Origin of the sequence: Pantoea sp. F_5 (genome assembly GCF_008631595.1) — a bacterium.
Taxonomy (GTDB): domain Bacteria; phylum Pseudomonadota; class Gammaproteobacteria; order Enterobacterales; family Enterobacteriaceae; genus Pantoea; species Pantoea gossypiicola.
Map to the genome: position 1 here is coordinate 78,529 of NZ_VWUO01000011.1, position 21,266 is coordinate 99,794.

The following is a 21,266-nucleotide window of genomic DNA, read 5'->3' on the forward strand; positions in this document are numbered from 1 at the left end:
GCGGGGCTTTATATGGCGACGTAGAGAGAGGGCAGAACAGACACATGAGCAGAAAGCATACGACAGTCATTCTGCGTAAATTTCGCTTCTTTAGTAATCAGCTCGCCATGAGGGCACAGAGGGAGTGTACTGGGACAGCGTTGCGCTGGAAAAAACAGGCTTATCAGGCTGGCGTCCCTGCCAGCAGCAAAACTTTACTCTTTCTCGACATCTTCGTAGCGCTCTTTGGCGTCACGCGCTTCTTCTTCCGTCTCGTGCTCACTGATTAATGAATTCGGTTTAGGATGATCAGCACGCAATTCGTAGGAGGTTACTTTGTTTCCCTCAGGACCCTTTTCAACAGGCACAACTTTCGCTTCACGTGGGTATGGTGGTCTGGTCGGCATAGTGTGTCCCTCTTGTCTGAATCACATTCCACAGGACAGGCTGCTGCCTGTCATAGGATCAGTATAGACAATGCCATCCGAAGCGGAATCAAAGCGGGAAAAATCTGAGGGTTAGCTGGCGCGCGCCAGAGAGAGGGAAAGCAAAATCTCTTCCACTACGCACTCAGGCGATTGCATGGCATTCACCTGATGATGGGCTGCGGCCTGATAGAGATGCGCGCGCTCACGCAGCACATCACTCATCTCATCGGCAATCGGACGTCCGGTCAGCGTCGGACGCTGAGCCGCTTCAGGTTCGCTTTCCAGTCGTTCTGCCAGCACTTCGGGCGACGCGCTGAGCCAGATCACCTGGCCCTGCTCCTGCATGAAACGGCAGTTCTCTTCAGCCAGAATCATACCGCCACCGGTGGCAATCACGGTCCCGGGTGCCGTCACCGCTTTAAGCGATTCCGTTTCACGGGCGCGAAAACCTTCCCAGCCTTCTGCCGCAACAATCTCGGCCACGCTGCGCTGCGTGCTGAGTTGCAGATGGTGATCGGTATCCGTAAAGGCGTAGCCCAGCGCCTGCGACAACGCTTCGCCGACTGTGGTTTTGCCGCAACCTCGAGCGCCAATCAAAAAGATGGGTAGTGACATCAGGGCCGTTCCTCCGCCTGACCGCGCGATGCGGCTGCATGGTTAGCTTAATAATGCGACGCATGATAACTGGAAATTATTATCGCCTCCACCTGTCAGGCATGATTTACGCATTTTCGTTACCTGAACAGCGATAATCTCCGTGTTTTCAACAGGAAAAGCATGCACGTTTTGTGCATCAGCGCGCTAACAGGACGATAAAAAACGCATAAAACAGCGTCCGGAATGCGCTGGCAATATTTGCTTACCGCCGCGATTTTACTTTTCTTACTGGCGCCCACATATACTGATAACCATTGCCACAGGAGAGTCATCATGCAACGCGAAGAACAACAACTGATTGAAGGGCTGTTCAGCCGTCTGAAACAGGCTGAAAGCCAGACCGCGGCACGCGATGCCGCAGCTGAACAACTGATTAACCAGCATCTTCAGGCGCAGCCGGGCGCGCCTTACTACATGGCGCAGGCGATCCTGATTCAGGAAGCGGCGCTGAAAAAACTCAATGAGAAAGTGTCAGCGCTGGAAAGCCAGGTTGCACAGTTGCAACAGCAACAGCAGCTGCAACCGGCACAGAGCAGCGGCGGCTTCCTGTCGGGACTGTTTGGCAGCGGTTCGCGCCAGCAGCCGCCCGTTCAGCAGCAGCAACAGCAACAGTCGCCGTGGAACAGTGCGCCGCAACAACCGGCACAGCAGCAGTATGCCCCTGCTCAGGCAGCAGCGCCACGTGGCACCGGTTTTCTTGGCGGCGCACTGCAAACAGCGGTGGGCGTGGCAGGGGGTGTGGTGATGGCCGATATGCTGACCAGCATGTTCCACCATTCACAGCCGGAAGAGATTGTGAACATCATCAATGAGCCGCCGCTGCCGGAGGTGAATGATAATCTCAACACTTTTAACGGTGGCGATGACAACGCCGATGCCTTTAACGGCGGTAACGATAACGCCTTCCTCGATCAGAACTCGGGCTGGGACAGTAATTATGCTGACAACAGCGATCTGAACGATTTTGGCGGCGGTGATTTCGACGATGACGACAGCTTCGTTTAAATTCAGCGTTTCTGCTGGGTGAGCCAGCTATCCAGCTCATTCGCAAACTGCTGGCGGTCACGCGGACTCATCGTCGCGGGGCCGCCGGTCTGCACGCCGCTTGACCGCAGAGTATCCATAAAATCCCGCATCGTCAGGCGTTCACGTATCGTTGCCGGTGAGTAACGTTCACCGCGCGGATTCAGCGCTGCCGCCCCCTTCTCAATCACCTCGGCCGCCAGCGGAATATCGGCGGTGATCACCAGATCGCCAGGCTGACAACGTCTGACAATCTCATTGTCCGCCACATCAAATCCGGCTGGCACCTGCAGGGTGCGCAGATAAGGCGATGGCGGCACACGCAGAAACTGGTTTGCCACAAAAGTGACCGTGGTGGCGGTGCGATCCGCCGCACGGTAGAGCACCTCTTTGATCACATTCGGACAGGCATCGGCATCGACCCAGATAAACATCATGATTCCTTACAGTCAGAGAAGCCTGAGATCTTGCCGGGTTCTCCCTGAATGGCAAATTTTATTTGCGGCACGCTTTCCAGCCCGCACCCGGCTGACTTGTTATTCGGGCTGGCTGAAGTAAGCTAGCCCACTGAGAAAACCGAATAATGTCCTAAGGAGATGGCGATGCTGGCAAAAAAAATCGGGTTTATCGGCGGGGGAAACATGGCGAAAGCCATTATCGGCGGACTGGTCAACAGCGGCAAAATCGCCCCGTCTGATATCTTCGTTTACGATCGCAAAGCAGAGACCAACCAGGCGATGGCAGAGCAGTATGGCATCAACGCAGCTGAGAGCGCGGATGCGCTGGCGCGTGAGGTGGACATCCTGTTCGGCGCGGTAAAACCCAATGTGATCCTGAAAGTATTAAAAGAGCTGGCCGGCAGTCTGAAAAAAGAGGCGCTGGTGGTGTCGATTGCGGCGGGCGTGACGCTGGATTCGCTCTCATCGGTGCTGGGCTACGATCGTAAAATTGTCCGGGCGATGCCGAATACGCCCTCGCTGGTCAACGAAGGCATGACCTCGGTCACGCCCAACGTGCTGGTTGAGCAGGCGGAGATCGACGAGGTCGTTGCGATTTTTGAGAGCTTCGGCAAAGCGGCCGTGGTGGATGAATATCTGATTCACTCCGTGGTCGGCGTCAGCGGTTCTGCGCCGGCCTACGTCTTTATGTTTATTGAGGCGATGGCCGATGCGGCCGTACTGGGCGGCATGCCGCGCGCCCAGGCCTATCAGTTTGCTGCACAGGCGGTAAAAGGGGCGGCGGAGATGGTGCTGACCAGCGGTAAACATCCGGCTGAACTTAAAGATATGGTCTGCTCGCCTGGCGGCACCACCATCGAAGCCGTGAAGGTGCTGGAAGAAAAAGGGATGCGCTCGGCGGTGATTGAAGCGATGCAGCAGTGCATGGCGAAGTCCGAAAAACTGAGCCGCAGCTAAACGTCCAGGCATTGCGCAGGGCGGCCCGTCTCGCGGATCGCCCTGCGCGCAGCTTAACTGATGTGCGCCTGACTGAGCGCTACCGCGTCGGCAAGCGTCATCGGTTGCTGCATCCGCTCCACCAGCTCAGCGGTCAGCGTGTACATACCGCATGAACAGATCGCGGCCAGCTGTCCCTGCTGACCATAAAACGCCATAAACTTTTTGTCCTCCAGCGAGCCGATTAGCTCGAAATTATCCCATTCTGCCGCGTGTCCAACATACTCATAACGGGTGCCATACTGCGTCGTCCAGAAAAATGGCACACGATCAAAGGTGACACTCTGATCCAGCATATTCCATGCGGCGGTCTGCCCCTGCTGATGCGCGACGCGATAGTGCTCAATGCGCAGCGGACCCTGTGCCGACGGATACGTGGCGATATCACCCGCCGCCCAGATATTGTCAACGACCCGTAAATGATCGTCTGCCTGCAGACTGCCATCCTCTGCCAGCGGCAGATCGTGGATAAAGTCGGTAGCCGGTTTAACGCCGGTCGCAAACAGCACTACATTCGCGTCCAGTTGCCGTCCGCCCTTAAGCTGCACGCCACTCACCTGCTGGTCGCCCTGCAGTGATTCGATCTCACCCTGCACCCACTTCACGCCGTTTTGCTCATGCAACTGATAGAAATAGCGGCCAATCTGATCGCCAAACCGTTTAGCAAAGGGCAGCGCCTGGCGGGCAATCACTGTAACGTCGATGTCACGGTTACGCAGTGCCGACGCCAGCTCGGTGCCGATAAAACTGTTGCCGATAATCACGATTTTATGGGTCGCATCCACCGCCTGAAGCAGCTCATCGGTCTGCGCTTTGCTGCGCAGCAGATAGACCCCGTCAAGTTCGCTGCCTGGCAAATCGGGACGCACAGGCTTCGCGCCGCTGGCGATCAGCAGTTTGTCGAAGGCAAGCGTTTCGCCATCGTCGAAGATTAGCCGTTGCTGCTGCGCATCGAGGCGACTCACGGTAGCCTGCACTCGTTCAACATGATCCATCACATCCGCTTTCAGCAGCTGTGGCACCTCGCTGATGTCCATTTTGCCCGACGGCACAAATTTGGTCAGCGCGGTGCGGTCATAAGGCGCGTCCGCCTCCCGCTCAACCAGAATCAGGCGGCCTTTGAAGCCGTCATGACGCAGACGCCACAGCGCCGCGCTGCCCGCCGCGCCACCGCCCAGCACCACATAGACCGGTGCGGCTGCCCCGCTGCCAATGGGTGCAGCGGGTGACATCGCTTTTGGATTCACCAGCACCCGCCCCTGTTCGATGCGCAGCGGATACTGTTTGAGATCGGCTAGCGCCAGCGGTTCACACATTTTGCCGTCGGCCAGATCAAATGCGGCTTTGTGCCACGGGCAGACCAGCCGGTCGCCGCAGATTGCACCCTGATCCAGCGGCGCGCCCGCGTGTGGACATTTCGCCTGATACGCGCGTACGTTGTCCCCGTCGCGAATCAGTAAGACTTCTACCTCACCCAGCGTTTTCTTAACCGGCTGTCGCTGAGGCAGATCGTTCAGGTCAGTGGTAAATTGGTAGTTCACGGCATGGCTCCTTTCGCTGTTTCGGGTCTGATGCTACGCGGTAAAAAAAGAACCGCGCAAATCCCCACAAACAGTAAGTGTGGCAAAGGAACCGGGAAGCCTGATGCCGAATGTTTGTCAGAAGGTTAAGCTGCTGTTGTGAGAGGTAATTTAATCGTCTTCAGGCGGGCAGGGAGAAGCGGCCACCTGCGTGGCCGTGAAGGAGGTTCAGCTTTTTTTCAGGCACTGGCTCATAAAGGTTTTACGCGCATCGCCCGCCAGCTTTTTATCGCCAGCTTCGCCGTTACAGCTTTTCATTTTCATCTGCTGTGGCGACATGTGCGACAGCTTGCTGTCTTTTTTCAGGCATTCGCTCATAAAGGTTTTACGTGCATCCCCTTTGAGATCCTGTGATTTAGCATGCTGGTTACACATCGTCATCTTTTCCTGCTGCGGGGTCTTCTCCGCCGCACCCGCCATACCACTGACCAGCAGGCCTGCCATCATCATCGCCATTAAACCGACTTTCATCTTGTTATCTCCACAATGGATTGTCCCCTGTTATTCTGGCAGCGAATAAGCAAAGCGGAAAATGTTTCAGGTCAAAGTGACGTGAAGATCCCATTCCAGTCTGAGACTGGCGGCGTCACTGGCGGGGATGCCGCAACAGCTTTTCGATGTAATTGCGCAGCAGGCGCACATCGTCATTGTCTGCATCGGCCACGTTGTCCATGGCGGTTTCAATCGTGGTCGTCATTTCCAGATGTTGTGGCGGATCCAGCTTGCGAACCAGTGCGGTCACGACAATTTCCAGCGCCTCAATCTGCGCCACCTGCTCTTTCGCAGTCGCCTCTTTTTCAGCCAGCTTAATCAGTAACTCAGCAATCAGGTTTTTCATGCTGTTGTCTCAGCGGTGAAGAAAAGCTGAAATTATCACCACGCTGGCTAAAAAAACAGAGTGCAACAGCCGTTTTTTCAGCGGGTTAGGCTGCACCGCTGCGCTTTTCATGGCGATTTCCGGCTAACTTTGCAGGCGAAACGTTTTGCAGGCAAACATCACCGCTGTTAAACGTTTCGCCTGCCAGCATTTAACAGCAGGGTTTAGCGCGGATCGACAAATCCACGGCCCGGCCCGCCGCCAGGTCCGCCCCAGCCACCACCGCCACCGCCGCCGCCAGGAGGCGGGAACAGACATCCACTTAATGCAGTCACTAATGCCACAACGGCAGCCAGCTTAACGATTCGTACCATATTTACCTCAGGGTGATGAAATCGGGCTGAGTGTATGAAGCCACCCGCATGGCGACAAGTGAGATTCCTCCGCATCCGGCTGCTATTCATCTTTGTTGACCAGACTTAACGTTTTACAGTCAGTAAGCCCCCACATTCTCAACATTCCGGCCTGCTTTCGGGGCAAACTATTTGTGCAAATCGGGATGGCGAACGCTTTACAGCCTGAATAATTTTGCGCATTGTGAGCGCATTACATTTACAGGATATAACCATGACTCTCTCACAGGCTACTTTCAGTGACATCCTCTCCCGGCGCGACTGGGAAAATCCGGTCGTAACCTCGCTGCATCGGCTGGATGCGCACCCGCCTTTTGCCAGCTGGCGGGACGAAGCAGCGGCACGTGATGACACGCCCTCGGTGTCACTGCAGAGCCTGAATGGGGAGTGGGGTTTCAGTTACTTTGCGCAGCCTGAGGCGGTCCCGGCCAGCTGGTTACTGCAGGATCTGCCGGATGCCAGCACGATTCCGGTCCCGGCAAACTGGCAGATGCACGGCTTTGATGCGCCTATTTACACCAACGTGCAGTATCCGATTCCGGTTAATCCCCCGTTTGTACCCAAAAAGAACCCGACAGGATGTTACTCGCTCACATTCACCACGGATGCAGCCTGGCTCACTTCCGGGCAGACACGCATCATCTTTGACGGCGTCAATTCAGCCTTTCATCTGTGGTGCAATGGACAGTGGATTGGCTACTCTCAGGATAGCCGCCTGCCCGCTGAATTCGACCTGAGCCCTTATCTGCGACCAGGCAAAAACCGGCTGGCGGTGATGGTGCTGCGCTGGAGCGACGGCAGCTATCTGGAAGATCAGGATATGTGGCGGATGAGCGGCATTTTCCGCGATGTCACGTTACTGCATAAGCCGCAGGTGCATCTGGCTGACGTGCAGCTGGAAACCCGGCTCAGCCCGGGGTTTTACCATGCCGAGCTGCGCGCCCGGGTCCGCGTCGCCCTGCCGCCTGATCTCACCTCGCATTATCAGCTGCGCCTGACGCTGTGGCAGGGTGAACAGCCGGTGGCGCAGTGTCAGCAGCCGCTGGGCAGCGCCATTATTGACGAGCGGGGCCACTATCCCGAACGCGCCCTGCTCAGCCTGCCGGTGGAACGGCCCGCGCTATGGAGCGCTGAAACGCCCCATCTCTATCGCGCCACGCTGGCGCTGCTGGATGGGGATCAGCAGCTGATCGAGGTGGAAGCGTATGATGTCGGCTTCCGTCAGGTCACTATCGATAACGGCCTGCTCTGTCTCAACGGCAAACCGCTGCTAATCCGTGGCACCAACCGCCACGAACACCATCCGGAGCACGGTCAGGCGGTGGATGAGGCGACAATGCGCCGCGACATTGAGCTGATGAAGCAGCACAATTTCAATGCGGTGCGCTGTTCGCACTATCCCAATCATCCGCTCTGGTATCGGCTGTGCGACCAGTACGGGCTTTATGTGGTGGATGAAGCGAATATCGAAACCCACGGCATGCAGCCAATGAACCGGCTCTCCGACGATCCCCGCTGGTTCGCTGCCTATAGCGAACGCGTGACGCGTATGGTGCAGCGCGATCGTAATCACTGCAGCATTATTATCTGGTCGCTGGGTAATGAGTCTGGACATGGCACCACGCATGATGCGCTCTACCGCTGGGTGAAAAGCAGCGATCCCACCCGTCCGGTGCAGTATGAAGGCGGCGGTGCGGACACCGCCGCGACCGATATCATCTGCCCGATGTATGCCAGGGTCGATGAAGATCAGCCGTTCCCGGCGGTGCCGAAATGGTCGCTGAAAAAGTGGATCGGTCTGCCGGGCGAAACCCGTCCGCTGATCCTGTGTGAGTACGCGCATGCGATGGGCAACAGCTTTGGCGGTTTCGCGAAATACTGGGAGGCATTCCGCCAGTTTCCGCGTCTGCAGGGCGGCTTCGTCTGGGACTGGGTTGATCAGAGCCTGACCCGTTATGACGATCAGGGCCAGCCCTGGCAGGCCTACGGTGGCGATTTTGGTGATAAGCCCAACGATCGGCAGTTCTGTATGAATGGGCTGGTGTTTGCCGATCGCACGCCGCATCCGGCGCTGTATGAGGCGCAGCGCGCCCAGCAGTTCTGGCAGTTCACGCCAGATCCCGTCGACCCGCTGAGCTTTACGGTCAGCAGCGACTACTTATTCCGTCTCAGTGACAATGAAGTGCTGCGCTGGCGCATTGAGCAGGAGGGCCAGGTGGTGACAGAAGGTGAAGTCGTACTGGATATCGGCCCACAGGGTCAGCAACGGATCACCCTGCCGTCACCGCCCGCGTTACAGGGCGAATGCTGGCTTAACGTTGCGGTTCATCAGATTCACCCGACCCGCTGGAGTGCTGCGGACTGGTGTGTCGCCTGGCATCAGTGGGCGCTGCCTTCGCTGCTGGCGCTGCCTCCGCTGCCGGAAACGGCTGAAGCACCAGTCCTCCATGATGACGCCAGTGAGATTATCGTCACCCATCAGCAGCAACGCTGGCATTTTTCACGCCACAGCGGTGAACTGACGCAGTGGTTCGTCAATGAGACACCGACGCTGCTCTCGCCGCTTCAGGACTGCTTTATTCGCGCGCCGCTGGACAATGACATCGGCACCAGCGAAGCGGAACGGGTTGATCCTAATGCGTGGGTTGAGCGCTGGAAAGCGGCAGGTTATGACCAGATGAGCAGCCAGCTGGTGTCGATAGCCGCGCATGCGTTGCCGCAGGAGGTGCAGATTGAGACGCTGCACAGCTGGCTCGCCAGTGGCCAGCTCGCCTTTATCAGCCGTAAGCGTTATCTGATCAATGCGCAGGGGGAGTTGCAGTTACAGCTTTCCGTTGAGCAGTCACGCGGATTGCCACCGCCCGCGCGCATCGGCTTACGCTGTGAGCTGGCGCAGATGCCGCAGCAGGTAAGCTGGCTCGGCCTGGGACCGCATGAAAACTATCCCGATCGCCAGCTGGCAGCGCAGTTTTCACGCTGGCAACTGCCGCTGGATCAGCTTTCAACGCCCTACGTTTTCCCCAGCGAGAATGGTCTGCGTGGCGGCACCCGCCAGCTCGACAGCGGCAGCTGGCAGGTCAGCGGCGATTTTGCTTTCTCACTGAGCCGCTTCAGTCTGGAGCAGTTGCGTGAGGCATCCCACCGCCACCTTCTGCGTCCGGAGGCGGGCTGCTGGCTGCACCTGGACGCCTTCCATATGGGCGTCGGCGGCGATGACTCCTGGAGCCCCAGCGTCAGTCCTGAGTTTTTGCTGACTCAGCAGCGCTGGCAGGCTGAGCTGACGATTTGTCAGCCGACGCGGGCAGCACAGTCTTCGGACGCCGGTAAAAGCGTTTCAGGAACAGCACGTTAATCAGCACCACAACGGCGGTGGCACAAAAGACCCAGCGGAAACCTGCCACCGCCGATACCGCTGCGCCCAGTAATGGGCCAGCAACATTGCCAAGATACATAAACGACTGGTTATAACCGAAGATCCGGCCGGTGATAGTGTCACGCGAATGACGTACCAGCAGCGTCTGTACCGCAGGCATCATCGCGCCATCGGCGAAGCCCAGCAGGAAACGTAAGACGCCCAGCTGCGTGGCACTGGTGACAAAAGACATGGCGATAAACAGCAGCAGCGAGATAACCATCGTTGCGAGCAGAATACGCTGCGTGCCGATGCGATCGCCGAGCCGTCCCAGCCGGGGGGCGGCCATCAACGCAGAGACGCCAGGCAGCGCGGCAATCACACCACTGAGAAACGCGATATTCTCTGCGGTGGGTGCCAGCTCCCGCACAAACAGCGTCAGGATCGGGTTCACCGATCCGTTGCACATCTGGATCACCATGGTGGTGAAAAACAGGCAGAGTATCAGCTTTGGATTATCCAGCGAGCGGAAAACCTCGCGTCCGCTGAGCTTCTCCTTTTTACTCACCGGGGTGTAACCGGTCTCTTTAATCAGGAACAGCGTCACCAGAAAGCTGACCATCAGCAACGCCGCGGTGACGATAAATACCGTGCGCAAACCGACCCAGTCAGCCAGCAGCCCCCCCAGCATCGGCCCCAGAATCACACCGCCAATCTGCCCGGTGGAGACACAGCTCAGCGCCCAGCCGCTGCGTTCACGCGGCACCTGAGCCGCCACCAGCGCCATCGCGTTGGGGATATATCCGGAGGTCAGCCCCATCAGGGCGCGCAGCAGCAATAACTGCCAGGCTTCGGTGACAAAAGCCTGTAGCAGGATCACCACACCCATACCAAACGCCGCGCGTAACAGCATCAGTTTACGGCCTTTGCGATCGGCCAGACTGCCCCACAGCGGGGCGACCGCCGCCGAAACCACGAAGGTGATACTGAAGGTAAGCCCCGACCAGAGACTCAGGGATTCGCCTCCGGTGACGCCAAGCTGCTCAAGGTAGAGCGGCAGAAAAGGGATAATCTGGCTGATGGCCAGGCCAGTAAAAAAACAGCCAAACCAGACTGAGATCAGGTTTATCTTCCAGGGTTCAATAGTGCGTGGCATGAGCAGATGATTCAAAGAGAAAGAGTACTTAGTTTAACGCGACGATGCTCAACGTGACCGACATAACATGGCACAAACGGCAAAAGACCGGATTCCTCTTGATTCAGCGCAATTACTCGCGAAAATTTTCTTTGACCAGCGGTTTACAGCGTGAATCCCGTGCCGATGACCTGCTCTGGCACCTTCTCTGACAACCTGCCCTCATCAATATGGAAAAATATGTCATTCTGTTACTGACAACGATTCACACCGCTTCTATGTTTAAAAAATCGCCAGATATGGCGATGTGGCGATCATTCTGCCTGGCGCGACGTCCTCCGCTAAAAAACGGTCCAGACCATCCGGCTACGCTGAGGCAGTTCAGCTTATGACATGCATAGATGCCCTTACGCCTGTGTAAGGGTCGGGGTAGTGTTTCAGCGGAGGTAGGGAAATGAGAGTGCAAACCAACAGTGCCAGCCGTGCTATCAGTGACTATTTTAACAGCCCGGACTGGCGAACACCGCCAGAGTCCGATCTGCTGGCGGTTATTCTGCGTGAAATTATGGAGGCGGGAGAACCCGCCACCAGCAAAGCGCTTATTGCCCGGGTGATCGACAAACTGGAAGTAGAAGGCGATGAGGCGCAGTTACAGCGCTATCGCACCCTGCTGGCACAGCTCATCGACACGCAGCCGGATATGTGAAGCAGCGGTTTACTTCACCCAGCGCAATTTATCTGCTTCGCTGACGCTGGCCCGTCCGCTGCTGCGCTGAAACAGGCAGAGCTCCCGTCCACGCCTGTTTTTCATATGGTGCTGGGGATAGCGCCCTTCCAGCAACAGTGCGCTGTAACCTGTGTTGTCGTCATACTCAATCGGTTCGCCCATCACCTTTACTTTGCTCAGGTGGCTGGCATTAATACACGCCTGTGTCATGATCTGACGGCTCTTCTGCCAGGCCTCTTCACTGGACGCCTGTGCCAGTGTGCTGCTGAGTAACAACGTGGGCAGCAGTACCCCTATGTATTTCATCTTCTCCGCTCCTGTTCCGGCCCGAAGGCGCTAAAAAAATTCCCGCCGGGGCGGGAATAAACAAGACGAGCACTCTTTATTGTGTGACGAGGAAGTTTCTTAAACGCGCTGCTATCCTCGCCTGCCGTTATGACAAGCCTATGACAGACCGGCCGTCAGCCACAATAAACTGAGCTGATATTGCCATTTTTGTCGGCCAGGAAGTTAAGCCGGTTAAGGTTGAAGTCCATGGTGACCGCAGAATTATAGGGGATTGGACGCACCTGCTGTTCAAAGTGTTGACCCTGAAGCGCGGTTAACGGTTTGCCGACATAGTTCTGAAACTGAGAGGCACCGCAGCGGTCGGCTTCAGGATCCTGTGGCACACTGGCGGTGTCAGGTTTACTGGCAGACTGACAGGCGGTTAAAGCAAACAGACCCACTACCAGCAGCCCTTTTCCATAAAATTTCACGTTTGTTCTCCTGTTGGACGTGTAAAACCTGAACCAAGAGTAGCAAAGCGTGCCTGCTGACCAGAAGCCGGAAAAGGTAAAGTTGTTACAGTCAGCGTGAAGCCGGATGTCGCACAGGGTCATTTTTTAAGATTAATCGCACTCACTGCCTAAAAAAAACACAGTGAGCCGCTACACTATCTTAAGAATATTCTTAGCCCTGTGGAGGTCACGATGGAACTGATTATTTTTGTTGTCTGCGCAATGCTGATGACCGCCGTGGCGGTCAAAGTTCGTTAAACCGGCTCTGCCTGATTCTGCGTTGTTCTTTCCAGAAGCGTACTGAATGCAGCCAGCGGCATTGGACGACCGAGGAAATAGCCTTGCCCCTCTTCGCACGAGAGCTGTTTTAGCTGGTTCAGCTGCGCTTCTGTCTCAATTCCCTCCGCCGTGATCGTCAGGGCGAAGGCGCGTGCCAGCGCAATAATACCCGCCACCACCGATTGCGCCTGCTGTGACTCCGGGAAATCTTTCATCCAGGAGCGATCAATCTTCAGACCGTTAAAGGGGAAGGTCTTCAGGTAGCCCAGCGCGGCATAGCCGGTACCAAAATCGTCAACGGTTAACCTCACCCCCAGCGACCGTAAGCCCTGCATCACCTCCAGCGCATGCTGTGGATGTTCAAAGGTGACATTCTCCGTGATCTCCAGCTCCAGTCTTGTCGCTGGCAGACCACTTTTCGCCAGCGCATCTGCCACCCGTTGCACCAGATCGCTGGTGCGAAACTCCATCGGCGAAATATTGACTGACACATAGCGATCGCCGCCCCAGCCCAGCGCATCCTGACAGGCGCGCATCAGAACCCAGTCGCTGATAGTGGCGATCAGACCACTCTCTTCCGCCAGCGGGATAAAGTGATCAGGCGTAATCCACTGATCCGGGGCAATCTGCCAGCGGATCAACGCTTCAGCGCCGGCCAGCTGGCCGGTCAGCAGCTGATAACGGGGCTGATAGTGCAGACGAAATTCGTTGTTAGTCAGCGCTTTCTCAATCCGCCGCGACATTTCACGCTTATCTTCGCGCTGGCTCGCCATTTCATTGGCGTACCAGACCCACTGATTGCGTCCCGCATCGCGTGCTTCATTCAGTGCGATATCGGCCATCTGTAGCAGCGCTTCCGGATGGCTGGCATCCTGCGGCGCACAGGCAATCCCCATGCTGATAGTGAGATAGTGGACATGCTGGCCGGTGCTGACTGGCTGCTGAACCTCATGCACCAGCTGAGCACAACGCTGATCGATCCGCTCACGGTTCGTTTCCCGCAACACCAGGACAAATTCATCGCCGCTCAGCCGCGCCACCAGCTCCTGCGGGCCGATACAGTGCTTCAGACGCTGCGCTATCTGACTCAGGACTTCATCGCCCGCCGCATGACCCCAGGTTTCATTGATTGGCCGGAACTGATCGAGATCGAGGGTAATCAGCGTCAGCGGCGCAGCGCCGTCAGGCAGCGCAAGGTGCAGCGTCAGAAACTCCAGCAGCTGCATGCGGTTCGACAGACCGGTTAAAACGTCGTGACGCGACAGAAACTGAATGCGTGCCTCTGCTTCCATGCCCTGGGTGATGTCCGATACCGTGCCGCGAAACCCGATACGCCGCGCGTCATGCCAGATGGTTTTTGCCACCAGCTGACCGATGCGGCGTTGACCCTGTGCCGACATAAACTGACAGCGCAGCGGCATCTGTTGCTCTTCTGCCTCCTGCCGCCGCAGCCAGGCGACCAGCGAATGGCTGGGATGGGTCAGCAGGTGATCAATGTGGCGTCCCAGCCAGTGTGTGATGTCGTGGCCGGTAAGGGTATGAAAACGTGCTGACAGATAGATCAGGCGGCCCTCTTCATCCGTTTCCCAGATCCAGTCTGACGCCGCCTCAGCGAGATCGCGAAACCGCGCTTCACTGCTGGCAAGCTCCTGCTGACTGATTGCCAGCATGGCAAAGCGGCGGTCAGAGAGAATCGCATTGGAGAGCGCATGGCGGCTGACGCGATGAGTGATGATACCGATGATGATCGCGGTCATCAGCAGCAGTGGCAGCAGCAACCCGATCAGGCCCATGCCCGGCATTTTTGACGTCCAGCGCAGTACAATCGGCTCCCCGCCTGCCAACGGTAGTATCATTCGCGGTTCACGCAGGCCATCCTCTTGACTGGCGGGCAGACGCAGTTCGCGCACATCCAGCGTCGCGCCCAGCGCCTGTAATTTGGCGGGTGTAAACAGATTTACGAACACCATGATTGATGCAGGCCCTGCCATGGGCGGTACGTTCGGCAGTTTACCGCTGCTGATAGGTGCAGCCACCACAATCGCGGGCAGATGATTGATCAGCGCATTACGGGTCATCGCTTTATTATTAAGCTGACGCGCTGCCGCAATAAGCACGGATGTTTCATTACCCAGCCAGGCTTCCAGCGGCGTATCCGCCAGTTGCCCATTAATCACGCTGTAGGTAGTGCGACCTTTGCCGTCAACCACGAACACGCCTTCATAGTGATACTCTTCGTAAAGACCCGGTCCGAAGTTCTCTTCGTCAAACGCCCAGATCTTGTTCACCCTGACATGGAGATTGCGCCAGGCTTCTCCCCAGAAGGCATAATCCCGGATATCGGTGACCATCGCCTCCTGACGATTTTGCCACGTCTGCTGCATCAGCATGCGGTCATGCTCAACCGATGCGCTGTTCTGACGCTGTGCAATCATCAGCACCATCAGCATCGAGAGCACCAGCACACCAGACAGCAGCAGCGAAAGCGTACGCAGGCTGCGCCGCGTAAAGCGAACAGTGCGATCTTCAGCGGCATGTCTGAATGGCGGCGACGGCGGGTTAAAAGTCATTAAGAGTGCTCACTACACAGCCAGGGGTTAAGATCACAGGCCTGCAATACAACATGCGTTGCTGGCCAGATTAGTTTCATCAGTTATCGGCCCGGGCGCTCCGGTGTTTAGTCTGCGGCTAACATTTTGCGCTTAAATAATGTGTAACAGGCTCACTCGACAGTGATCGGGTGCATTGCTACTATGCGCTTACCTTCGCTGGCTGAGTCGCCTATGAACACCAATTCCGACAGAGTGACCCTGACGCTGTTCTACGTCGGCAGCTTTGTGGTTTATTACCTGGTTACCATGCTGATCACGCTGTTCCCTAATTACGGCGTACTGCGTAATGACGGCCTGCTGGTGCCCGTACTCTGCCTGTTTGAATTTGCTGTTATCTACCCGCTTTATCGCTTCTACTGCCAGCGTCGCACTGATTTGCCGCTGGGTGAGCTTTACACGCTGCAAACCCTGCTGTTTACCGGCGCGCTGTTTGTGCTGATGGCGGCACAGATGCAGTTCATGCAGCCGGAAGGCTGGCTGGTGATGCAGGCCCAGCAGGGACGTAATTCGCTGTTAATCCTGCTGCTGACCGCCGTGCTGCTGGCACCCGTGTTTGAAGAGGTGCTGTTCCGCGGTTTCCTGTTGCAGGGTTTTCTGCTGTGGGCGCCGCGCAGTCGCTTCGCCTGCATGTTGCTGACATCACTGCTGTTTGCGGTGATGCATACGCAGTATGTGCACTGGCAGACCCTTATCGCTCTGACGCTGTTTTCGCTGCTGCTCTGCTATGCGCGGCTGCGGAGTAACAGTCTGGCGCTGCCCATCTTCCTGCACACCCTGAATAACCTGATTGCGCTGCTACCCGCCTGGTATTTTGCTGGCTGACGCCCTGCCTGCGCCCTCATCTTACACAGCCCTCATCCTGCCGCAGACCGCTGCCTGCCAGGTCATCGCTCACACTGACAATGCCGCCCCGTCACGTTTGTCTATACTGGAGGGTAAAAAGGGATAAAAAGCACCACAGTCCGGACCACCAGACCGTGTAAAGGAGAGGATCTATGTTGATAGGATTTGTGTTGTTAGTGAGCGCGTGTGGCTACGATGCCTGCGAAGCGCTGCCGGTCTCGGAGCGCATCTATCCGACGAAGGTGGACTGTGAAACGATGGCAAACCGTATTCATAAAGTCAGACCAAATGTGGTCCTGCTTTGTGGTGAGGTTCATCGCTGATTCAGGACCAGATTCAATAAAGCAGGGCTGCAACATTGCAAGCTGGCGCTTTAGCGTACAAAATATAAGCTGTTGTTAACCATTATCGTAGTGAATCCCATGAAAACATCACGCCCCCGTCGTCCTGGTGGACGCTGGGTTTACTATCTTTTGTATGATGGCATTCTGTGGCCCTGCCCCGTCCGATGGGAGTGGGAGAGCAGCTATGGCGGCTGGTTGCCATTTTACTACACGCCAACCTTTGAGTTTGTGGTGGGCGATCCGCGTAAGGCTTATCGCATTGCGCGCAGCGATGTGCGCACTAAACGGCGCGAGGATGCCTTTGTCTGAGTGCGTTTATCGCCACGGCAGCCATGAGGCGGTGAGCAGAAAATGAACCGCTTCCAGGACGATAATGACCATGACTAAGATGCCCAGCGAGTGACGACTCATCCACTTCATCTGCTCAGGCCCAGATCATGGCAGCCCAGCGTATCAGCAGCAGCCCGCCGCAGATGCACAGCAGAACCAGCACCATCTTCCAGTATTTTTTAGCCGCCCGGTATCTTGTCACCCCGATTTCCTCTGGTCAGAAAGCGAAGATGCGCCGGGAGGCGCATCTGTTCCGGTCAGCAACAGGACCGGGAGGCATAGCATAACGTCGGAGCCACCAAAAGGCGACCCGTTGCCGGTATCAGTTGTTCAGGGTGTAATCCAGCGTAATTTCCGCGTTCAGTACCTGAGAAACCGGGCAGCCCGCTTTGGCTTTGTTGATGATTTCGTCGAAGGCCGAATCATCAATGCCAGGCAGAGAAATCGTGCTGGTCAGCGCCACTTTGGTGATGGCAAAGCCGTCGCCTTTTTTATCCAGCGACACGTCAGCCGTGGTATCGATGCTTTCCGGCGTATGGCCCGCATTGCCCAGCATCAGCGACAGTGCCATAGAGAAACAGGCCGCATGCGCTGCACCAATCAGCTCTTCCGGGTTGGTGCCTTTGCCGCCTTCGAAACGGGTATTAAAGCCATAAGGCTGCTGGCTCAGTACACCACTCTCGGTGCTGACGGTGCCTTTGCCTTTAATATCGCCTTCCCAGTGCGCCGAACCTTTCTTATGAATGGTCATGTCATTCCTCCTGTTGGTAAAGAAGCTAAGTATAGACAATACATTCATTTTCGCAGGCTAACTCACCGCGCGGGGACGTGATACCGTGCTTGTTGGTGTCAGCAGCGCCTCCGCCTGCACCAGCGAATCGCGGGTAATTTCACTTATCGATTTTGCGCCGGTCAGCGTCATGGCCACGCGCATCTCTTTCTCAATCAGGTTTAGCAGGTTTTCCACGCCGCGCTGTCCGTGAGTCGCCAGCGCATAGATAAATGCCCGTCCCAGCAGCACGCTGTCTGCGCCCAGCGCAATCATTCGCACGACATCCAGCCCGTTACGAATGCCGCTGTCCGCCAGAATAGTGATGTCACCTTTGACTGCGTCGGCAATCGCTGGCAGCGCACGCGCCGAGGAGAGCACGCCATCCAGCTGGCGTCCACCGTGATTCGAGACCACGATGCCATCCGCGCCAAAACGTACCGCGTCGCGCGCATCTTCCGGATCGAGAATGCCCTTGATCACCATCGGCCCGTCCCAGAACTCGCGGATCCACTCCAGATCTTTCCAACTGATGGAAGGATCAAAGTTGTTCGCCAGCCAGCCAATATAATCTTCCAGCCCGGTCGGCTTGCCGAGATAGGCGGAGATGTTCCCCAGATCGTGCGGACGGCCCTGCAGACCCACATCCAGCGCCCACTGTGGATGAGTGATCGCCTGCCAGTAACGACGCAGCGCCGCGTGATTGCCGCTCATTCCGGAGTGCGCATCGCGATAACGCGCGCCCGGCGTCGGCATATCCACGGTAAACACCAGCGTTGAGCAACCGGCGGCTTTGGCCCGCTCCAGCGCATTGCGCATAAAGCCGCGGTCACGCAGCACGTAAAGCTGGAACCACATCGGACGGTTGATCTGCGGGGCCACCTCTTCAATCGGGCAGACCGAGACTGTCGACAGGGTAAACGGAATGCCTTTCAGGGCTGCCGCGCGTGCCGCCTGCACTTCGCCCCGACGAGCATACATACCGCACAGGCCGACCGGTGCCAGCGCAACCGGCATCGACAGGGTTTCATTAAATAATTTCGTTTCGAGGCTCAGTTCCGACATGTTCTTCAGAATGCGCTGGCGCAGCGCCACGTCAGAAAGGTCCTCCACGTTACGTCGCAGAGTGTGCTCGGCGTAAGCACCACCATCAAGATAGTGAAACAGAAACGGCGGCAGGATACGTTGTGCGGCGGCGCGATAGTCACTGGCAGCTGAGATAATCATCAGTCAGATTCCTTTGGGTTGCGTGTGTCGTTATCCGGTAAGCGGGTAATGCGCGCCTGGCGCGCTTCATCTTCATGGAGGCTTTTCAGGGTGGTGTGGACAAAACCCAGATGCTGCATGGCCGCCTGACGGGCCGCGTCGGCGTCGCCCGCGAGGATCGCATCCAGCAGCGCCTGATGTTGTTCCGTCAGGCGGGCGAAAATGGCTGGCTGGGTGTACATGCGCTGACGGCTCTGCATCACCGACGACTGCAGCAGCTCGAAAAAGCTGCGCATGGTCTGCAGCAGCACGACATTGTGTGACGCCTCGGCAATCGCCAGATGGAAGCGCACATCTGCCTGGGCAGCGAGGTCGGGATCGTCACTCTCTTTCAGCTTCAGGGTGGCGTCAAAGGCGTACTGCAGCTTCTCTTTGTCGGCGTCGGTGGCACGCAGTGCAGCATGCCAGGCGGTGCTGGCCTCAATGGCATGGCGCGCTTCCAGAATGTCGTAGCGGTAGTCGGGATCGTCGCGCAGCAGCTGGCGAATCGGTTCAACGATGCGCTGTTCCGACCAGGGTGCCAGCTGCTGACGAATCCAGGTGCCGCCACCGCGTCGGCTGATCAGCATGCCACTGCTGATCAGCTGCTGTATCGCTTCACGCAGCGAAGAACGCGAGACGCCGAGTTCAGCAGAGAGCTGGCGCTCGGCGGGCAGGCGCATGCCCGGCTCAAGCTGATGGTCGGTGATATAGGTCCGCAGGCGTGTCACCAGCGGATCGGCAGTGTTGCTCATGGGATCATCCAGGGGAAGACGTAGGCCTGAAGCGTGGTAATCACCCCCACCATACAGGTGAAGATCAGGCTGTGTTTAACCGTAAACCGGAACAGGTCGGACTCTTTCCCCACCAGCCCGACCGCTGCACAGGCGATGGCGATCGACTGCGGCGAGATCATCTTACCCGTCACACCGCCAGTCGTATTAGCCGCCACCAGCAGAATATCGGAAACGCCGATCTGCTGGGCTGTAGTCGCCTGTAACGCGGCAAACAGCGCATTCGATGAGGTATCGGACCCGGTCAGGAACACGCCCAGCCAGCCCAGGAATGGCGAGAAGAAGGTAAACGCGTGGCCGGTGTGCGCCAGCGCCAGAGCAAGCGTGGCAGAAAGACCGGAGTAGTTGGAGATAAACGCAAAGGCCAGCACCATTCCGATAGAGTAGATTGGCAGCGCCAGCTCTTTCAGCGTTTCACCAAAGGTCTGCAGCGCCGCCTTTGGCTTCATGCGCAGGAATAGCATCGCCATCATCGCCGCAATGAAAATGGCGGTGCCGGTGGCGGAAACCAGATCCAGCTTAAAGATCGCCGGATAAGGGGTCGCGCTGCCGACCACGGGCGGCATCCGCGCCACCAGCTCATTCAGCATCGGAACCGGCACAGCCAGCACCCATTCATAGAGTGCTCCACCTTTGGCAAACAGCGCTTTAAACGGCGGGATGCTCCAGAGCGTGACGGTGGCGGTGAGAAACAGGAACGGCATCCAGGCGCGGATCACCTGACCCAGCCGATACTGCTGCGGCGGTTGCAGTACATCGTTGTGCTTCGACTCTGCATCGGCAAAACGGAAAATGCGCACCGGCTTCCAGACCCGCAGAAACAGCGTCAGCGAAATCAGCGAGGCGAGTGACGAAATGATGTCGGGCAGCTCCGGCCCCAGGAAGTTGGAGCTGAGGAACTGGGCAAGTGCAAAGGATCCACCCGCCACAACAACCGCTGGCCAGGTCTCTTTCACCCCGCGCCAGCCATCCATAATCGCCATAATCCAGAACAGCACAATCAGCGTCAGCAGCGGCAGCTGGCGTCCGGCCATCTGGCCGATGGCGAAGCTATCCAGTCCGGTTACCTGACCCGCCACGATAATTGGAATGCCCATTGCGCCAAACGCGACCGGCGCAGTATTCACAATCAGGCAGAGGCCGGCGGCGTAGAGCGGATTAAAGCCCAGCCCCACCAGCAGCGCGGCGGTAATCGCCACCGGCGCACCAAAGCCTGCCGCGCCCTCCAGGAAGGCCCCAAACGAGAAGCCGACAATCAGCATCTGCAGACGCTGATCGGGAGTAATGGAGAGGATAGAGGCACGGATAATATCGAACTGGCCGGTTTTGACCGAGATTTTGTAGACGAAGACGGCGGCAACAATGATCCAGGCAATCGGCCATAACCCATAGAGAAAACCGTACACCACGGCGGCCAGCGCCTGGGCAACAGGCATCCGATAGAGAAACAGCGCCACCAGCAGCGCCAGCACCACGGTGGTGGTGGCGGCCATGTAGCCTTTCATCTTCAGCTTAATCAGTGCAAAGAAGAAAAAGAGAATCGGGATCAGCGCGACCAGGCTTGAGAGCCAGATATTACCCAGCGGATCGTAATTTTGTTGCCAGATCTGCATGCCAGTATCTCCAGAGGAAAAGATGATGTGGCATGCAGCGGCAGCACTGTATGCCATCTGCCCCCGGATTGGTCAGACCAAACCGCTGTATCG

Annotated in this window: 23 protein-coding genes; 7 read left to right on the forward strand and 16 right to left on the reverse strand. The window is 57.1% G+C overall.

Annotated elements, in window-relative coordinates:
• Window positions 1-194: 194 nt before the first annotated feature.
• Together F3I44_RS15645 and aroL are read right to left on the reverse strand one after the other, a co-directional pair.
• Window positions 195-386 (reverse strand): YaiA family protein, encoded by a 192-nt coding sequence (locus F3I44_RS15645; protein WP_033731718.1) that lies wholly within the window; start codon window positions 384-386, stop codon window positions 195-197.
• A 111-nt stretch (window positions 387-497) separates the two neighbouring features.
• On the reverse strand, window positions 498-1,022 hold the full coding sequence (gene aroL / locus F3I44_RS15650; RefSeq protein WP_150013077.1) for a shikimate kinase AroL: 525 nt from the start codon (window positions 1,020-1,022) through the stop codon (window positions 498-500).
• A gap of 315 nt (window positions 1,023-1,337) precedes the next feature.
• On the opposite strand from aroL, the gene F3I44_RS15655 reads away from it, so the two are divergent.
• Window positions 1,338-2,069, forward strand: coding sequence for a DUF2076 domain-containing protein (locus F3I44_RS15655; protein WP_150013075.1), 732 nt, complete (start codon window positions 1,338-1,340; stop codon window positions 2,067-2,069).
• Between the two features lie 2 nt (window positions 2,070-2,071).
• Here F3I44_RS15655 and F3I44_RS15660 read toward each other — a convergent pair whose 3' ends face one another.
• Window positions 2,072-2,521: a YaiI/YqxD family protein gene (locus F3I44_RS15660; RefSeq protein ID WP_150013183.1), complete on the reverse strand. Its 450-nt coding sequence runs from the start codon at window positions 2,519-2,521 to the stop codon at window positions 2,072-2,074.
• 168 nt (window positions 2,522-2,689) lie between these two features.
• Between F3I44_RS15660 and proC the strand changes: the two genes are divergently transcribed.
• The gene (proC, locus tag F3I44_RS15665) at window positions 2,690-3,502 is read left to right on the forward strand and encodes a pyrroline-5-carboxylate reductase (RefSeq protein WP_150013073.1); all 813 of its coding nucleotides are present in this window, start codon (window positions 2,690-2,692) and stop codon (window positions 3,500-3,502) included.
• Between the two features lie 53 nt (window positions 3,503-3,555).
• Here proC and F3I44_RS15670 read toward each other — a convergent pair whose 3' ends face one another.
• From F3I44_RS15670 to F3I44_RS23750, 4 genes are all read right to left on the reverse strand, one after another.
• Window positions 3,556-5,082 carry an FAD-dependent oxidoreductase gene (locus tag F3I44_RS15670; RefSeq protein ID WP_150013071.1) on the reverse strand — a complete coding sequence of 509 codons (1,527 nt, stop codon included), beginning with the start codon at window positions 5,080-5,082 and terminating at the stop codon, window positions 3,556-3,558.
• Between the two features lie 207 nt (window positions 5,083-5,289).
• Window positions 5,290-5,592: a PsiF family protein gene (locus tag F3I44_RS15675; protein ID WP_135909936.1), complete on the reverse strand. Its 303-nt coding sequence runs from the start codon at window positions 5,590-5,592 to the stop codon at window positions 5,290-5,292.
• Between the two features lie 115 nt (window positions 5,593-5,707).
• A complete protein-coding gene (gene iraP, locus F3I44_RS15680; protein WP_150013069.1) occupies window positions 5,708-5,959 on the reverse strand; it encodes an anti-adapter protein IraP in 252 nt (83 codons plus the stop codon).
• Between the two features lie 203 nt (window positions 5,960-6,162).
• Window positions 6,163-6,312, reverse strand: a complete 150-nt coding sequence (locus F3I44_RS23750; protein WP_190285953.1) for a hypothetical protein — start codon at window positions 6,310-6,312, stop codon at window positions 6,163-6,165.
• 253 nt (window positions 6,313-6,565) lie between these two features.
• Between F3I44_RS23750 and F3I44_RS15685 the strand changes: the two genes are divergently transcribed.
• Window positions 6,566-9,703, forward strand: coding sequence for a beta-galactosidase (locus F3I44_RS15685; RefSeq protein ID WP_150013067.1), 3,138 nt, complete (start codon window positions 6,566-6,568; stop codon window positions 9,701-9,703).
• Here F3I44_RS15685 and F3I44_RS15690 read toward each other — a convergent pair.
• A complete protein-coding gene (locus F3I44_RS15690; protein ID WP_150013065.1) occupies window positions 9,585-10,859 on the reverse strand; it encodes a multidrug efflux MFS transporter in 1,275 nt (424 codons plus the stop codon). The genes F3I44_RS15685 and F3I44_RS15690 overlap by 119 nt on opposite strands.
• A gap of 433 nt (window positions 10,860-11,292) precedes the next feature.
• Here F3I44_RS15690 and F3I44_RS15695 point away from each other — a divergent pair, with 433 nt between their 5' ends.
• Window positions 11,293-11,544 (forward strand): biofilm development regulator YmgB/AriR family protein, encoded by a 252-nt coding sequence (locus F3I44_RS15695; protein ID WP_150013063.1) that lies wholly within the window; start codon window positions 11,293-11,295, stop codon window positions 11,542-11,544.
• A 9-nt stretch (window positions 11,545-11,553) separates the two neighbouring features.
• Here F3I44_RS15695 and F3I44_RS15700 read toward each other — a convergent pair whose 3' ends face one another.
• From F3I44_RS15700 to F3I44_RS15710, 3 genes are all read right to left on the reverse strand, one after another.
• Window positions 11,554-11,871: a hypothetical protein gene (locus F3I44_RS15700; protein WP_150013061.1), complete on the reverse strand. Its 318-nt coding sequence runs from the start codon at window positions 11,869-11,871 to the stop codon at window positions 11,554-11,556.
• Window positions 11,872-12,026: 155 nt separating this feature from the next.
• Window positions 12,027-12,323 (reverse strand): I78 family peptidase inhibitor, encoded by a 297-nt coding sequence (locus F3I44_RS15705; RefSeq protein ID WP_150013059.1) that lies wholly within the window; start codon window positions 12,321-12,323, stop codon window positions 12,027-12,029.
• Window positions 12,324-12,598: 275 nt separating this feature from the next.
• The gene (locus F3I44_RS15710; protein WP_150013057.1) at window positions 12,599-15,193 is read right to left on the reverse strand and encodes an EAL domain-containing protein; all 2,595 of its coding nucleotides are present in this window, start codon (window positions 15,191-15,193) and stop codon (window positions 12,599-12,601) included.
• Window positions 15,194-15,406: 213 nt separating this feature from the next.
• On the opposite strand from F3I44_RS15710, the gene F3I44_RS15715 reads away from it, so the two are divergent.
• The 3 genes from F3I44_RS15715 to F3I44_RS15720 all read left to right on the forward strand — a co-directional run bounded on the left by F3I44_RS15715 (window position 15,407) and on the right by F3I44_RS15720 (window position 16,731).
• Window positions 15,407-16,057, forward strand: coding sequence for a CPBP family intramembrane glutamic endopeptidase (locus F3I44_RS15715; RefSeq protein ID WP_086905361.1), 651 nt, complete (start codon window positions 15,407-15,409; stop codon window positions 16,055-16,057).
• Window positions 16,058-16,230: 173 nt separating this feature from the next.
• Complete coding sequence (locus F3I44_RS23755) at window positions 16,231-16,401, forward strand: hypothetical protein (RefSeq protein WP_003850083.1); 171 nt, start codon at window positions 16,231-16,233, stop codon at window positions 16,399-16,401.
• A gap of 99 nt (window positions 16,402-16,500) precedes the next feature.
• The gene (locus F3I44_RS15720; RefSeq protein WP_033731707.1) at window positions 16,501-16,731 is read left to right on the forward strand and encodes a hypothetical protein; all 231 of its coding nucleotides are present in this window, start codon (window positions 16,501-16,503) and stop codon (window positions 16,729-16,731) included.
• A 115-nt stretch (window positions 16,732-16,846) separates the two neighbouring features.
• Here the strand turns inward: F3I44_RS15720 and yniD are convergent, their stop codons facing one another.
• The 5 genes from yniD to lldP all read right to left on the reverse strand — a co-directional run bounded on the left by yniD (window position 16,847) and on the right by lldP (window position 21,173).
• Window positions 16,847-16,954 (reverse strand): small membrane protein YniD, encoded by a 108-nt coding sequence (gene yniD / locus F3I44_RS24275; protein ID WP_085980552.1) that lies wholly within the window; start codon window positions 16,952-16,954, stop codon window positions 16,847-16,849.
• Window positions 16,955-17,074: 120 nt separating this feature from the next.
• Window positions 17,075-17,503, reverse strand: a complete 429-nt coding sequence (locus F3I44_RS15725) for an OsmC family protein (RefSeq protein ID WP_150013055.1) — start codon at window positions 17,501-17,503, stop codon at window positions 17,075-17,077.
• 57 nt (window positions 17,504-17,560) lie between these two features.
• Window positions 17,561-18,748, reverse strand: coding sequence for an FMN-dependent L-lactate dehydrogenase LldD (gene lldD, locus F3I44_RS15730; RefSeq protein WP_150013053.1), 1,188 nt, complete (start codon window positions 18,746-18,748; stop codon window positions 17,561-17,563).
• Window positions 18,748-19,521, reverse strand: a complete 774-nt coding sequence (gene lldR / locus F3I44_RS15735) for a transcriptional regulator LldR (RefSeq protein ID WP_150013051.1) — start codon at window positions 19,519-19,521, stop codon at window positions 18,748-18,750. The genes lldD and lldR overlap by 1 nt, the downstream gene beginning before the upstream one ends.
• On the reverse strand, window positions 19,518-21,173 hold the full coding sequence (gene lldP, locus F3I44_RS15740; protein ID WP_150013049.1) for an L-lactate permease: 1,656 nt from the start codon (window positions 21,171-21,173) through the stop codon (window positions 19,518-19,520). The genes lldR and lldP overlap by 4 nt, the downstream gene beginning before the upstream one ends.
• Window positions 21,174-21,266 lie beyond the last annotated feature (93 nt).